The sequence below is a fragment of the Proteus sp. G4415 genome, assembly GCF_963896075.1.
GTDB classification, from domain to species: Bacteria; Pseudomonadota; Gammaproteobacteria; order Enterobacterales; family Enterobacteriaceae; genus Proteus; species Proteus mirabilis.
This window is the reverse complement of sequence record NZ_CAWQOK010000094.1, coordinates 1-14,784: the sequence shown is the minus strand read 5'-3', so window position 1 is coordinate 14,784 and position 14,784 is coordinate 1. Positions and strand designations below refer to the sequence as shown.

At 40.3% G+C, this 14,784-nt stretch carries 11 protein-coding genes; 9 read left to right on the top strand and 2 right to left on the bottom strand.

Features of this window, described 5'->3' with window-relative positions:
- Window positions 1-142: 142 nt before the first annotated feature.
- The gene (locus AACU95_RS11185; RefSeq protein ID WP_004244407.1) at window positions 143-1,273 is read right to left on the bottom strand and encodes a multidrug effflux MFS transporter; all 1,131 of its coding nucleotides are present in this window, start codon (window positions 1,271-1,273) and stop codon (window positions 143-145) included.
- A 102-nt stretch (window positions 1,274-1,375) separates the two neighbouring features.
- Between AACU95_RS11185 and AACU95_RS11180 the strand changes: the two genes are divergently transcribed.
- Window positions 1,376-2,137 carry an AraC family transcriptional regulator gene (locus AACU95_RS11180; protein ID WP_004244408.1) on the top strand — a complete coding sequence of 254 codons (762 nt, stop codon included), beginning with the start codon at window positions 1,376-1,378 and terminating at the stop codon, window positions 2,135-2,137.
- Window positions 2,138-2,206: 69 nt separating this feature from the next.
- On the opposite strand, the gene AACU95_RS11175 is transcribed toward AACU95_RS11180, so the two are convergent.
- The gene (locus AACU95_RS11175; protein ID WP_004244410.1) at window positions 2,207-3,490 is read right to left on the bottom strand and encodes a citrate synthase; all 1,284 of its coding nucleotides are present in this window, start codon (window positions 3,488-3,490) and stop codon (window positions 2,207-2,209) included.
- A 631-nt stretch (window positions 3,491-4,121) separates the two neighbouring features.
- On the opposite strand from AACU95_RS11175, the gene sdhC reads away from it, so the two are divergent.
- The 8 genes from sdhC to sucD all read left to right on the top strand — a co-directional run bounded on the left by sdhC (window position 4,122) and on the right by sucD (window position 13,868).
- A complete protein-coding gene (gene sdhC, locus AACU95_RS11170; protein ID WP_123059542.1) occupies window positions 4,122-4,502 on the top strand; it encodes a succinate dehydrogenase cytochrome b556 subunit in 381 nt (126 codons plus the stop codon).
- Window positions 4,496-4,840: a succinate dehydrogenase membrane anchor subunit gene (gene sdhD / locus AACU95_RS11165; RefSeq protein ID WP_004244415.1), complete on the top strand. Its 345-nt coding sequence runs from the start codon at window positions 4,496-4,498 to the stop codon at window positions 4,838-4,840. The genes sdhC and sdhD overlap by 7 nt, the downstream gene beginning before the upstream one ends.
- Entirely contained in the window at window positions 4,840-6,606 is a 1,767-nt protein-coding gene (sdhA, locus tag AACU95_RS11160) for a succinate dehydrogenase flavoprotein subunit (protein ID WP_004244416.1), read from the top strand. The genes sdhD and sdhA overlap by 1 nt, the downstream gene beginning before the upstream one ends.
- 34 nt (window positions 6,607-6,640) lie before the next feature.
- Window positions 6,641-7,357 (top strand): succinate dehydrogenase iron-sulfur subunit, encoded by a 717-nt coding sequence (locus tag AACU95_RS11155; protein ID WP_004244417.1) that lies wholly within the window; start codon window positions 6,641-6,643, stop codon window positions 7,355-7,357.
- Between the two features lie 284 nt (window positions 7,358-7,641).
- Complete coding sequence (gene sucA, locus AACU95_RS11150; protein WP_004244418.1) at window positions 7,642-10,446, top strand: 2-oxoglutarate dehydrogenase E1 component; 2,805 nt, start codon at window positions 7,642-7,644, stop codon at window positions 10,444-10,446.
- Between the two features lie 13 nt (window positions 10,447-10,459).
- Complete coding sequence (gene odhB, locus AACU95_RS11145) at window positions 10,460-11,668, top strand: 2-oxoglutarate dehydrogenase complex dihydrolipoyllysine-residue succinyltransferase (RefSeq protein ID WP_004244419.1); 1,209 nt, start codon at window positions 10,460-10,462, stop codon at window positions 11,666-11,668.
- Window positions 11,669-11,829: 161 nt separating this feature from the next.
- Complete coding sequence (gene sucC / locus AACU95_RS11140; protein WP_004244420.1) at window positions 11,830-12,996, top strand: ADP-forming succinate--CoA ligase subunit beta; 1,167 nt, start codon at window positions 11,830-11,832, stop codon at window positions 12,994-12,996.
- Window positions 12,996-13,868 carry a succinate--CoA ligase subunit alpha gene (gene sucD / locus AACU95_RS11135; protein ID WP_004244421.1) on the top strand — a complete coding sequence of 291 codons (873 nt, stop codon included), beginning with the start codon at window positions 12,996-12,998 and terminating at the stop codon, window positions 13,866-13,868. Before sucC ends, sucD begins: the two co-directional genes overlap by 1 nt.
- Window positions 13,869-14,784 lie beyond the last annotated feature (916 nt).

Sequence of the window (14,784 nt, the reverse complement as noted above, 5' to 3'; positions counted from 1 at the left end):
AAAGATTAAGAATTGTCTGTTTAATTTGCTAAGTATTAACACTTAGTCCTGTAGATAAGTTAATCTTTCTATTCTTGATTTTTTCGAAATGTTACAAAATAAAAAGAGCTTCTTATAAATATAACAAGCTCTTTTAAATATATTATTTTGCTGTTTGGCGAGAGAAAGAGAGTAACAAAGCACCTATACTACAAATCAGCAAGGTAATCGCTAAACTTTGTCCCCATCCAGCCAGTGCTAAACCACCACCAATAAGTAAATAGTAGAATAAACCTAATAGTGCACCCGCTGTGCCTAAGCGATCTTTATATTGCGCTAAAGCCGTCGCTAAGATATTTGGAATAGCAATGCCATAGGCAACGACACTTGTCATCATTGGAATAATAAAACTAATGTGATTGCGTAATAAATAAACACCTACAGCACTAATTACTGCAATAATACTTGCAAGTAATACTAATTTCTCACATTGCCAATGATGGCTTAATAATGCTTTATTAATGTAAGAACCAATACCGACACCTATTGCTAATACAATACCACTATAGCCAAAAGTACTTGCACTATAACCTTGATTATCAAACATAAAAGGTGCTAGTTGGTAATAAGCAAATAGACTGATATTAAAAAAAGCAATTAAAAGTATAGTCTTGGCAATTTGCTTATCTTTCAGCATTTTTATCGCTGTTTCCGCTAGTGGTGCGGTTTTTATTGTTGCAGGGCGACTTTCTGGTAATGCAATAGTACTCCACAGCAATAAAACGACGGCGAGAAGAGCAAGACCACTAAATACCCCTTGATAACCTGCATAGCTCACCAGTAAAGAACCACTTAACATACCAATAGCCGGACTTAATGCGATTGCCGCTCCCATAACGGAAAATACTTTGGCTAATTCTTCACCACTATAAACATCACGCATAATAGTTTGTGTTCCTACAGAGCCAACTGCGGCACCAAAAGCAGAAAGCATACGTAATATCAGTAATACAGAAAAATTATCGGTCATAAAGACACCAATACAAGCAATGGCATAAATAAATAACCCTGCTAACATTGTTGGGCGCCGGCCAATGACATCACATAAACGACCCCATATAATGACACCGAGTGCAAAAGCAAAAAAGTAGAGCGAAAGTGTTTGCCCTGCTTCATTGGCACTGACTCTAAAACCATTTGAAATATCAGTAAGTGCTGGGCTATAAATGGTTTCTGCAATTTGTGGAAACATCATTAACGCAATTGCTAACCATAGAGAGAGTTTTCTGTTCATTCTTTGTTTTCCTAAAGCTTGATACTTTGATGACAGAATACAGTGATAATAATTGTCTTGTTATATATATAAAGACATAATATTTACCAAATAGGACAAGTGATGGCTTGGCTTAATCAATACGACCACTTTGTGCCAGAAGAACACCTTGCATCAGTTGTGGGTATTGCCGCAGAGATGGGAAAACATGATTCAGGTTTTCACTCACATGATAGGGGGCAGTTACTGTTTACTCAATCGGGTTGTATGAGAATTACTTTAGCCTCTCGTGTATCTGTTTTGCCACCCATGAGAATTGCTTGGATCCCGCCAAAACTGGAACATCGAGTCGAGATGTATGCGGCTGTAGGTTATCGTTCAGTTTATATTGCCGATAAATTTCATCATCGTTTCCCAACTGAAAGCGAAATACTGACTATTTCACCTTTACTTAGAGAGATATTAGAGCGTATTGCCATTGCTGATTTTGACACCCAGTGGGAAGTAGGGCGTTATGCAAATTTATTAGCTGTTTTTTTAGATGAAATTCAGCAAGCTAAACGTCAACCTAATCATTTATCAATGCCCAGTGATAGACGGTTAAGAAAATTATCTTTCGATGAATTACCTCCGCCACTACAAGAATTAGCGCAATATATTGGCGCTAGTGAAAAAACCATTACTCGATTATTTTATAAAGAAACAGGATTAAGCTATCAACAATGGCGTCAGCAATGGCGATTAATGAAAGCGATAGAGTTATTAGCCACACATCATCGTTATTTAGAAATTAGTCAATTATTAGGGTTTGCCAGCGATAGTGCCTTTATCACTTTTTTTAAAAAAATGACCGGGCAAACACCACAAGAGTATTTAAGAAATTGATCCATACTAATAGCATAAAGCCCCGCAAAAACGGGGCTTAGCCAGTCAATAAATCGTGTTTAAATCGATTTATTTATTTTTAAGTTCACTGTGGAATTTACGCTCGTTATAACCAGTATATAACTGACGAGGACGTGCAATTTTCAGTCCATCTTCATGCATTTCATTCCAGTGAGCAATCCAACCGATAGTACGTGCAATAGCGAAAATGACCGTAAACATATTTGATGGAATACCTAGCGCTTTTAGAATAATACCTGAATAGAAATCGACGTTAGGATAGAGTTTTTTCTCAATAAAATACGGGTCATTTAAGGCGATGCGTTCTAATTCCATTGCCACTTCAAGTAAACTGTCATTGAGATTCAGTTCTTTTAACACTTCGTGACAAGTTTCGCGCATGACTGTTGCACGCGGATCGTAGTTTTTATATACACGGTGACCAAAGCCCATTAAACGGAAAGAGTCATTCTTGTCTTTTGCGCGTTTAATAAATTCAGGAATATGTTCAACGGTTTTGATCTCTTCCAACATACGTAAACAAGCTTCGTTAGCACCACCATGAGCAGGTCCCCATAGTGAAGCAATACCCGCAGCAATACAGGCAAATGGATTTGCACCTGAAGAGCCTGCAGTACGTACAGTAGATGTTGAAGCATTTTGTTCATGGTCGGCATGAAGAATAAAGATCCTATCCATCGCACGTTCAAGAACTGGGTTAACCACGTACTCTTCACAAGGTGTGGCAAACATCATATGTAGGAAGTTACCTGCATAAGACAGATCGTTTCTTGGATAAACAAAAGGTTGTCCTATGGAGTACTTGTAACACATTGCGGCTACAGTAGGCATCTTAGACAGTAAACGATATGCTGTGATATCACGGTGAACTGGATTAGAGACATCAAGCGCATCATGGTAAAAGGCAGCTAAAGCTCCTGTCACACCACAAAGTACAGCCATCGGGTGTGAGTCACGACGGAAACCATGGAACAGGCGGGTGATTTGCTCATGGATCATGGTATGGCGAGTGACGGTTGTTTTAAATTTATCGTATTGCTCTTGGGTCGGTGCTTCGCCATAAAGCAGGATATAACATACTTCTAAGTAGGTTGACTCAGTAGCCAATTGCCCAATTGGGAAACCGCGGTGCAGTAAAATCCCGTTATTACCGTCGATATAGGTAATTTTCGATTCACAAGATGCCGTTGAGGTAAAGCCTGGATCATAGGTGTAATAACCTTTGGAGCCGAGAGTACGAATATCAATGACTTTGGAACCGAGTGTAGGGGAGAGAACGTCCAAGTCCACAGAAGTTTCACCAATCGTTAACTTAGCTTTGTTATCAGCCATTTATAATCTCCTTAGCGCTTATTATGTCTCCTAACAAAGTCGAGGGTATCTTCATAAAGATGCACTTCGATAGTGAAACTATAGTTGATAAAAAGTACCTAGCGAGTTTTATTTTATGGCTTAACACGAGTAAAACCGTAGGTCTATAGTGTGTCACTTTTGTTAAGGAGCTTTTGATGTTATGTTTTTTAGGTGCTTTTTTATGCAAGGCACTTAGAATGTGTTCTGCTTACACTTTTACATAAGTTTTCGATTTCTGGAAGCGTGTTTGCGCACAAAAAAAACATAAACATTAAAAATATGCACCAAATGTAAGAAAAATGTTGTACATGTGTCAAAAATGATAACGATTATTACATTGGATGTTTGAAAAAGTGATCCCTCTCACTGTTCGAACCAAATGTCTAGCACACAAGTTGTGTGGTAATTGTAATAAGTTTGTGAAGCACTTATACTGCGCCCAGGTCTCCGGAACCTTTGTTGTATGGAGAACCAGCGTAACGAATCCACAATTTTTGTAAAATAGACGGATTTAACATTTTACTTAAAGTGTGCCTTTGTACCCCATTCGCTGCTTAATTTCCATCCAGGTCCGGAGGAAGGAAAAATTATAAAAGCTGTGTGGGCATAAATTGTGAAAAAACAAAGACCTGTCAATCTGGATTTACAGACGATACAGTTTCCACTCCCTGCTATCGCATCGATCTTGCATCGTGTCTCAGGGGTTATCATGTTAGTCGCAGTTGGTATTTTACTGTGGTTACTTGGCACCTCTCTCTCATCTCCCGAAGGTTTTCAGCAAGCCGCTGATATCATGACTGGCTTCTTCGCGAAGTTTATTTTATGGGGCATCCTAACAGCATTGGCATACCACATTTGTGGTGGTATTCGTCATATGTTAATGGACTTCGGCTTTATTGATGAAACATTGGTTGTTGGTCGTCGTTCTGCGGCAATTTCAATGATTATTACCGTTATTTTATCAATATTGGCGGGGGTATTAGTATGGTAAGTAATTCTTCTACTTTAGGCCGTACAGGCATACAGGATTGGTTATTCCTACGTGCAACTGCCATCATTATTTTCTTATATGTTTTATATTTTGTTGGTTTTGTTGCAACAACTGATATTACCTATGAAGTTTGGCGTGGATTCTTTAGCTCCTCTCTAACCAAAGTTTTTACCCTATTAACGCTACTTTCTATTCTAATTCATGCATGGATTGGAATGTGGCAAGTGTTAACGGACTATATTAAGCCAATAGCATTACGCTTGACGTTACAACTTATTATTGTCGTTGCGCTGTTGGTTTATCTTATTTATGGAACAATTGTGGTGTGGGGTGTGTAATGAATCTGCCAGTTAGAGAATTTGACGCAGTTGTAATTGGTGCTGGTGGTGCAGGTATGCGCGCCGCTTTACAGATTTCTCAAATGGGTCTGTCATGTGCACTAATCTCAAAAGTTTTTCCTACTCGTTCTCATACTGTTTCCGCTCAAGGTGGTATTACAGTTGCTTTAGGCAATACCCATGAGGATAACTGGGAATGGCATATGTACGATACTGTTAAAGGTTCCGACTATATCGGTGACCAAGATGCTATCGAATATATGTGTAAAACCGGTCCAGAAGCTATTTTAGAGCTGGAACATATGGGACTTCCTTTCTCTCGTCTTGATGATGGACGGATATACCAACGCCCATTTGGTGGTCAGTCGAAAAATTTTGGTGGTGAACAAGCTGCCCGTACTGCTGCCGCTGCTGACCGTACAGGTCATGCACTATTACATACTTTGTATCAACAAAATTTAAAAAATCATACCACTATCTTTTCTGAATGGTATTCGCTGGATTTAGTTAAAAACCAAGACGGTGATGTTGTTGGTTGTACCGCTATTTGCATTGAAACAGGTGAAGTTGTTTATTTTAAAGCTAATGCCACCATTTTAGCGACAGGTGGTGCGGGGCGTATTTACCAATCAACAACCAATGCGCATATCAATACGGGTGATGGTGTTGGTATGGCAGTTCGTGCGGGTGTGCCTTTACAAGATATGGAAATGTGGCAATTCCACCCAACAGGTATCGCAGGGGCTGGGGTGTTAGTGACGGAAGGTTGCCGTGGTGAAGGTGGCTATTTACTGAATAAAGACGGTGAACGCTTTATGGAACGTTATGCACCAAATGCTAAAGACTTAGCAGGTCGTGACGTAGTTGCACGTTCTATTATGATTGAAATCCGTGAAGGCCGTGGTTGCGATGGACCATGGGGACCTCATGCCAAACTGAAACTCGACCACTTAGGTAAAGAAGTTCTGGAATCTCGTCTACCGGGTATCCTTGATCTCTCTCGTACCTTTGCTCATGTTGACCCAGTTAAAGAACCTATTCCGGTTATTCCTACTTGTCACTATATGATGGGGGGGATCCCAACTAAAGTTACCGGACAAGCTATTCGCATGAATGAGAAAGGCGAAGATGAAGTGATCCCAGGATTATTTGCTGTGGGTGAAATTGCTTGTGTATCTGTCCATGGTGCTAACCGATTAGGTGGTAACTCACTGCTTGACCTTGTGGTATTTGGTCGTTCTGCGGGTGTTCACTTAAAAGAGTCTTTGATGGAGCAGGGCACGATGCGTGATGCCAGCGATTCTGATGTTGAAGCTGCATTAACACGCTTACATCGTTGGGAAAATAATCGTTCAGGCGAAGATCCGGTTGAGATCCGTAAAGCATTACAATCTTGTATGCAACATAACTTCTCGGTCTTCCGTGAAGGGGATGCAATGGCGAAGGGCTTAGAAGAGCTGAAAGTGATCCGTGAACGCCTGCAAAATGCCCGACTCGATGATAATTCAAGTGAATTTAATACACAGCGTATTGAGTGCTTAGAGTTAGATAACTTGATGGAAACAGCTTATGCCACAGCGGTATCTGCTAATTTCCGTACGGAAAGTCGTGGTGCACATAGCCGTTTCGATTTCCCTGATCGTGATGATGAAAACTGGTTATGCCATACATTATATCAACCGCAAACCGAAACAATGACACGACGTAAAGTCAATATGCAGCCGAAACTGCGTGAGGCTTTCCCTCCAAAAGTGCGTACATATTAATTAGCGGTGTTATTGAAGTTGCGGAGACTGAATTATGAAACTTGAATTTTCAATTTATCGTTATAATCCCGACGTTGATAATGCGCCGCGTATGCAAGATTACACGCTTGAAGTACCCGAAGGGCGTGACATGATGTTGCTAGATGCATTAATTCAATTAAAGGAAAAAGATCCTACATTATCATTCCGTCGTTCTTGCCGTGAAGGTGTATGTGGCTCCGATGGAGTGAACATGAATGGTAAAAATGGTTTGGCATGTATCACACCTATTTCATCTTTACAGAAAGGAAGTAAGAAAATTGTGATCAGACCGTTACCAGGTCTACCGGTTATTCGTGATTTAATAGTGGATATGACTCAATTCTATACGCAGTACGAGAAGATCCGTCCATATGTGATTAACGACGACAAAAATCCTCCGGCTCGTGAGAATCTACAGTCACCAGAACAACGTGAAAAACTTGACGGACTTTATGAGTGTATTCTTTGTGCTTGTTGTTCAACATCTTGCCCGTCATTCTGGTGGAATCCAGATAAGTTTATCGGACCTGCTGGACTGTTAGCAGCGTATCGTTTCTTGATTGATAGTCGTGATACTGAAACAGAATCTCGTCTTGATGATTTAAGTGATGCGTTTAGTGTATTCCGTTGTCACGGTATTATGAACTGTGTCAGCGTATGTCCAAAAGGGTTAAATCCGACTAAAGCAATTGGTCATATTAAATCAATGTTGCTAAAACATAGTGCATAAATTAATAACCGCCCTAAAATAGTTAGGGCGGTTAATGAAAAAATTAAGTTAGACGTTTGCAATAAGTAGTCTGTGTATTTGTATAAGTTTGTCTTGATAGCGGTTTTTGGAGGCACCTTTAAACACTGTTAGACAGTTTTTAAAGGTTCCTTGAGAGTGAAAAACTCCAATATTTTAAGAACCTGCGAGATAGCGGGTCATAAGAGAACCTTGCAATCGACACCGTTTAATAACGGTACTAGTTATCCACGGCGAACTAAAGCTGTATAGCTTAAGGGATCATAATGCAGAACGGCGCAATGAAGGACTGGCTAGATTCCACATTTCTAGCAGGAGAGAATCAGTCTTACATAGAAGAAATCTATGAAGATTACCTAACTGACCCAAACTCTGTTGACGAAAGTTGGAGAGAAATCTTTCAACAACTACCCGTAAGTCAAGGCGCAGAACAGTCGCATTCTCAAACCCGCGACTACTTCAGACGCCTCGCAAAAGAATCCACTCGATATCATACCTCGGTAAGCGATCCTGCAATGGACTCAAAACAAGTTAAAGTTTTGCAGCTCATTAATGCGTTTCGTTTTCGTGGTCACCAAAATGCTAATCTCGATCCGCTTGGTTTATGGAAAAGAGAATCTGTTCCAGATTTAGATCCTGCTTTCCATAATCTCACCAAAGAAGATTTTGAAGAAACCTTTAATGTTGGTTCTTTTGCTATCGGCAAAGAAACCATGAAACTCGGTGATATCTATGAAGCACTGAAACGTATTTACTGCGGTTCTATCGGTGCTGAATATATGCATATTACCAATACAGAAGAAAAACGTTGGATCCAACAACGTTTAGAATCTGTCAATGTTGCAGACCAATTTACTAAAGAAGAAAAAATTCGCTTTTTAGCAGAACTGACTGCAGCTGAAGGGTTAGAACGTTACTTAGGGGCTAAATTCCCAGGAGCAAAACGTTTCTCTTTAGAAGGTGGGGATGCTCTGATCCCAATGTTAAAAGACTTAATTCGTCATGCAGGGAAACAAGATACCCGTGAAGTGGTACTTGGCATGGCTCACCGCGGACGTTTAAACGTTCTGGTTAATATTTTAGGGAAAAAACCGGCAGATTTATTTGATGAATTTGCGGGTATACACAAAGAGCATTTGGGAACTGGTGACGTTAAATATCACCAAGGCTTTTCATCTGATTTTGCAACAGAAGGTGCTCAAGTTCACCTTGCTTTAGCCTTTAACCCATCTCACTTAGAAATTGTGAGTCCGGTTGTTATCGGTTCTGTCCGTGCTCGTCGTGACCGCTTAGATGAAGCGCGCAGTAATATGGTTCTTCCGATCACCATTCATGGTGACGCAGCAGTGACAGGGCAAGGTGTTGTTCAAGAAACACTGAACATGTCACAAGCTCGCGGTTATGAAGTTGGTGGTACGGTTCGTATTGTTATTAATAACCAAGTTGGTTTTACCACATCAAATCCTAAAGATGCCCGTTCAACAGAATACTGCACTGATATTGTGAAAATGGTTCAAGCACCTATTTTCCATGTAAATGCAGATGATCCTGAAGCGGTAGCTTTCGTCACCCGTTTAGCGTTGGATTTCCGTAATACCTTTAAGCGTGATGTGATGATTGACCTTGTTTGTTATCGTCGTCATGGACATAACGAGGCGGATGAGCCAAATGCAACTCAGCCATTGATGTATCAAAAAATCAAAAAACATCCAACACCTCGTAAGATCTATGCTGATAAGTTAGTAGAGCAAGGTTTAATCGAAGCTAATGATGTTACTGAGTTAGTTAATCTCTATCGTGATGCTCTCGATCGTGGTGATTGTGTCGTTGAAGAGTATCGTCCTATGGGGCTACATTCTTATACATGGGAACCTTACTTAAACCATGAATGGAATGAAGAGTATCCGCATAAAGTCGAAAAATCACGCTTACAAGATTTAGCGCGTCGTGTCAGCACAGTACCTTCTGAAATCGCAATGCAATCTCGCGTCGAGAAAATTTATGCCGATCGTGCTGTTATGGCTGAAGGCGAAAAATTACTCGATTGGGGGGCGGCTGAAACCTTAGCGTATGCCACTTTAGTGGATCAAGGTATTACTATTCGCCTCTCTGGTGAAGATGCAGGCCGTGGCACATTCTTCCATCGTCACGCGGTTATTCACAATCAAACCAATGGTTCAGTTTATGTACCATTAGCCAATATTCATAACGCCCAAGGTCAATTTAATGTTTGGGATTCTGTCTTAACAGAAGAAGCGGTATTAGCATTTGAATATGGTTATGCTACTACTGAGCCTCGCGGGCTGACTATTTGGGAAGCGCAATTTGGTGACTTTGCTAACGTAGCACAAGTGGTTATCGACCAATTTATTAGCTCTGGTGAGCAAAAATGGGGTCGTATGTGTGGCTTAGTCATGCTGTTACCTCATGGTTATGAAGGCCAAGGTCCAGAGCACTCATCTGCACGTTTGGAACGCTATCTGCAATTATGTGCAGAGCAAAACATGCAAGTTTGTGTGCCTTCCACACCGGCGCAGGTTTACCATATGTTACGTCGCCAAGCGTTACGTGGTATGCGTCGCCCATTAATCGTTATGTCACCTAAATCACTGTTACGTCATCCATTAGCGGTATCGAGCTTAGATGAATTAGCGGATGGTAAATTCTTACCTGTAATTGGTGAGTTAGATGAATTAAATCCAGCGGATGTGAAACGTGTCGTGATGTGTTCAGGGAAAGTTTACTACGATTTATTAGAACAACGTCGTGCTAATGGGCAAACAGATGTTGCGATTATTCGTATTGAACAGCTATATCCATTCCCTCATGATGATATGGCACAGATTTTGGCACCTTATGCTCATGTGAAAGATTTTATTTGGTGTCAAGAAGAACCGCTAAATCAGGGCGCTTGGTATTGTAGTCAGCATAACTTCCGTGATGCTATTCCTACTGGCGCAACATTACGTTATGCAGGTCGTCCTGCATCAGCTTCTCCAGCTGTTGGTTATACCTCTGTTCATCAGGAGCAACAAAAAGCTCTGGTTGAAGATGCACTGAAAGTTGAATAAATAAGGATAGAAAATGAGTAGTGTAGATATTCTAGTACCGGATCTCCCTGAATCAGTTGCTGACGCGACAGTCGCAACTTGGCATAAAAAACCTGGTGATAGCATTCAACGCGATGAAGTGCTGGTTGAAATTGAAACAGATAAAGTTGTGTTAGAAGTACCGGCGAGTGAAGCTGGGGTGCTGGATAGCATTCTTGAAGAAGAAGGCGCTACGGTAGGTTCACGTCAATTATTAGGACGTATTCGTCTTGGTGATAGCACTGGTATTCCTGCGGATGTGAAACCTGCACAAGATACGACGCCTGCGCAACGTCAAAGTGCAGATATTGTTGCGAAAGAAAGCAATGATGCTCTTAGCCCGACAGCACGTCGTTTAGTCGCTGAACATGATATTAATCCAGCAGATGTAAAAGGCAGTGGTGTTGGTGGACGTTTAACTCGTCAAGATATTGAAAGCCATGTTGCTAATAATAAATCAGCAACAGCAGCCACCGCTGAAGTTTCTCAAGCTCCATTATCGCATCGTAGTGAGAAACGTGTACCAATGACGCGTTTACGCAAACGTGTTGCAGAGCGTTTATTAGAAGCGAAAAATACTACCGCCATGTTGACAACGTTTAACGAAATCAACATGCAGCCTATTAAAAATTTACGTGCTCAATATGGTGAAGCATTCGAAAAACGCCACGGTGTACGTTTAGGCTTTATGTCTTTCTACATTAAAGCGGTAGTGGAAGCGTTAAAACGTTATCCAGAAGTCAATGCGTCTATTGATGGTACTGATGTGGTTTACCACAACTATTTTGATATCAGTATTGCCGTATCAACACCTCGTGGTCTGGTAACACCGGTATTACGTGATGCAGATGCGATGAGCATGGCGGATATTGAGAAAAATATCAAAGCATTAGCAGTGAAAGGTCGTGATGGTAAATTAACCGTTGAAGATTTAACGGGCGGTAATTTTACTATTACTAACGGTGGTGTTTTTGGCTCATTAATGTCAACACCGATTATCAACCCACCACAAAGTGCTATTTTGGGTATGCATGCGATTAAAGATCGCCCAATGGCAGTTGATGGTCAGGTTGTTATTCTACCTATGATGTATCTAGCACTTTCTTATGACCATCGTTTAATTGATGGCCGTGAGTCTGTCGGTTTCTTAGTGACCGTTAAAGAAATGCTAGAAGATCCTGCCCGTTTATTACTGGATGTGTAGGTAATAAATATCGCTTTTAGGCAGGAGATGCTCCTCCTGCCTCTACAGCAACATACACAAGCATCAAAGAAGTACAGTGTGTTCGTGAAGCCAGATTTTTCTGGCTTATAGTCAAAAAAATAAGAAAGTCCGACTTTCAACAAGATTATGGATAGAACATCATGAATTTACACGAGTATCAGGCAAAACAGCTTTTCTCACGGTATGGATTACCAGCACCTGCTGGTTTCGCCTGCTCCACGCCGCGCGAGGCAGAAGAAGCTGCATCAAAAATTGGCCAAGGCCCTTGGGTTGTTAAATGTCAAGTTCACGCGGGTGGACGTGGTAAAGCGGGTGGCGTAAAAGTCGTCAACTCAAAAGAAGAGATCCGCGCATTTGCTGAACAATGGTTAGGCAAACGTTTAGTAACTTATCAAACAGATGCTAATGGCCAACCAGTAACACAAATCTTGGTTGAAGCGGCAACAGATATTGCTAAAGAACTTTATCTTGGTGCTGTTGTTGACCGTGGTACCCGTCGTGTTGTCTTTATGGCTTCCACTGAAGGTGGCGTTGAAATTGAAAAAGTGGCGGAAGAAACGCCAGAGCTTATTCATCGTGCCATTATTGATCCGCTGACAGGACCTATGCCTTATCAGGGACGAGAATTAGCCTTCAAACTCGGTTTAAAAGGCAAACAAGTTAGTCAATTTGCTAAAATATTTATGGGATTAGCGACGATCTTCTTAGAGCGTGATTTAGCGCTTATTGAGATCAACCCATTAGTGATCACCAAAGATGATGATTTGATTTGTCTTGATGGTAAATTAGGTGTGGACAGTAATGCGTTATTCCGTCAACCGGAAATGCGTGAAATGCATGATCCATCACAAGAAGATCCACGTGAAGCGCAAGCGGCACAATGGGAATTAAATTATGTAGCACTCGATGGCAATATCGGTTGTATGGTTAATGGTGCTGGTTTAGCTATGGGAACCATGGATATCGTTAAACTGCATGGCGGTGAACCTGCTAACTTCCTTGATGTTGGGGGAGGGGCAACCAAAGAGCGTGTTACAGAAGCATTTAAGATTATTTTGTCAGATGAAAATGTCAGTGCTGTATTAGTCAACATTTTCGGTGGCATTGTACGTTGTGACCTTATTGCAGACGGTATTATTGGTGCAGTTGAAGAAGTCGGTGTTAACGTACCAGTTGTTGTTCGTCTTGAAGGAAACAATGCAGAGTTAGGCACTAAAAAATTAGCAGATAGCGGTTTAAATATTATTGCTGCTAAGAGCTTAACGGATGCCGCTAAACAAGTTGTTGCAGCAGCGGAGGCAAAATAATGTCTATTTTAATCGATAAAAACACTAAAGTTATTTGCCAAGGTTTCACTGGAAGCCAAGGAACTTTCCACTCCGAACAAGCTATTGCTTACGGTACTCAAATGGTGGGTGGTGTTACACCGGGTAAAGGTGGTACAACACATTTAGGCTTACCAGTATTTAATACTGTACGTGAAGCAGTGGAAGCAACGGGGGCGACGGCGACGGTTATTTATGTACCAGCACCATTTTGCAAAGACTCTATTTTAGAAGCTATTGATGCAGGTATTAAACTAATTATTACAATTACAGAAGGTATTCCTACGCTGGATATGCTGACTGTAAAAGTAAAATTAGATGAAGCTGGTGTTCGCATGATTGGCCCTAACTGTCCGGGTGTTATTACTCCAGGTGAGTGCAAAATTGGTATTATGCCTGGTCACATTCACTTACCTGGCAAAGTAGGTATTGTCTCTCGTTCAGGTACTTTAACTTATGAAGCAGTAAAACAAACTACTGACGTTGGTTTAGGTCAATCAACCTGTGTTGGTATCGGTGGTGACCCAATTCCGGGATCGAACTTTATTGATATTCTGAAGCTATTCCAAGAAGATCCGCAAACAGAAGCAATTGTTATGATTGGTGAAATTGGTGGTACAGCGGAAGAAGAAGCAGCTGCTTATATCAAAGATCACGTTACCAAACCTGTTGTAGGCTATATTGCTGGTGTTACAGCACCTAAAGGTAAGCGTATGGGGCATGCTGGCGCCATTATTGCGGGTGGTAAAGGTACTGCTGACGAGAAATTTGCCGCATTAGAAGCCGCTGGCGTTAAAACAGTACGTAGTTTAGCTGATATCGGTGATGCTGTTAAATCGCTATTAAATAAGTAACATTTTTGTTAATTACCTCTAGTTAAAACTACATATCATGCCAATCTCTGATCAAACTGGAGATTGGCATTTTTTATTGTTCTATTTTATGGCGCCTTTAGGTGCTGTCAGCAAGTAGTCACGTGTATCTTTGTTCGATTTTATCTCATCTTATTGTTTTTAAATATATTTTTATTTCATTTTTTGTGTGCTAAATAGTGATTTAAACACAGCAATAACGAAAATATGGCGCTAAACAAGAATACCTGAGCCCTGGTTTGCTAAAAAATGCGGAATTTATTTTGCTCAGCCTAACTGATATGAAGAGTAGGGGAAGGCAAAAAAAGGGATACTTTTAGTATAATTTTTATTCATTAATACTATGTGTATAAGATTTACTATAGTTAATTTATATTGTTTAACGATACCTTATTAGCAGATAACCCCCCTCAATTATTATCATTTGTTAGTATTATTGGAAGGGCACAATCTTGCCCTATTGCAGTATGGTGAAGGTTTCATAGTGAAAAATGTATTATAGATACAATAATGCTCGAAAGAGAAGTTTAATGAGTAGCAGAGCAACCATGCTAAAAAACCGACCTTCTAAAATAACATTAAACTATCAACTATCAGCTAAACTTTAGAGATAAAGCTTACAAATAATCATTCTTCAATACAGTTATGCCATTTGGCTATCCATGTTTTAAAAATAAAATGATTGTATATTGTTGTTTTACAAGGGAATATTATTTATTTTTATGGCTTAAGGTATGATTGCTATAGAGTGCATGAGTTATTTCTATTCAATGGATAGATACATTATTTATCCTAAATTAAACTTTGTATTAAAAAAAGATTATCATTATAAGAGTTTATTTATGTTTTAGGTTCGCTCGATAAAACTAAATTAAAAAAGATAAAAAATTAAAAATTT

Excerpts from the sequence above, each read along its gene's own strand:
- sdhA (WP_004244416.1), top strand. The coding sequence starts at position 4,840 with ATGAATCTGCCAGTTAGAGAATTTGACGCAGTTGTAATTGGTGCTGGT.
- odhB (WP_004244419.1), top strand. The coding sequence starts at position 10,460 with ATGAGTAGTGTAGATATTCTAGTACCGGATCTCCCTGAATCAGTTGCT.
- AACU95_RS11155 (WP_004244417.1), top strand. The coding sequence starts at position 6,641 with ATGAAACTTGAATTTTCAATTTATCGTTATAATCCCGACGTTGATAAT.
- sdhD (WP_004244415.1), top strand. The coding sequence starts at position 4,496 with ATGGTAAGTAATTCTTCTACTTTAGGCCGTACAGGCATACAGGATTGG.
- sucC (WP_004244420.1), top strand. The coding sequence starts at position 11,830 with ATGAATTTACACGAGTATCAGGCAAAACAGCTTTTCTCACGGTATGGA.
- sucA (WP_004244418.1), top strand. The coding sequence starts at position 7,642 with ATGCAGAACGGCGCAATGAAGGACTGGCTAGATTCCACATTTCTAGCA.
- AACU95_RS11180 (WP_004244408.1), top strand. The coding sequence starts at position 1,376 with ATGGCTTGGCTTAATCAATACGACCACTTTGTGCCAGAAGAACACCTT.
- AACU95_RS11185 (WP_004244407.1), bottom strand. The coding sequence starts at position 1,273 with ATGAACAGAAAACTCTCTCTATGGTTAGCAATTGCGTTAATGATGTTT.
- sucD (WP_004244421.1), top strand. The coding sequence starts at position 12,996 with ATGTCTATTTTAATCGATAAAAACACTAAAGTTATTTGCCAAGGTTTC.
- AACU95_RS11175 (WP_004244410.1), bottom strand. The coding sequence starts at position 3,490 with ATGGCTGATAACAAAGCTAAGTTAACGATTGGTGAAACTTCTGTGGAC.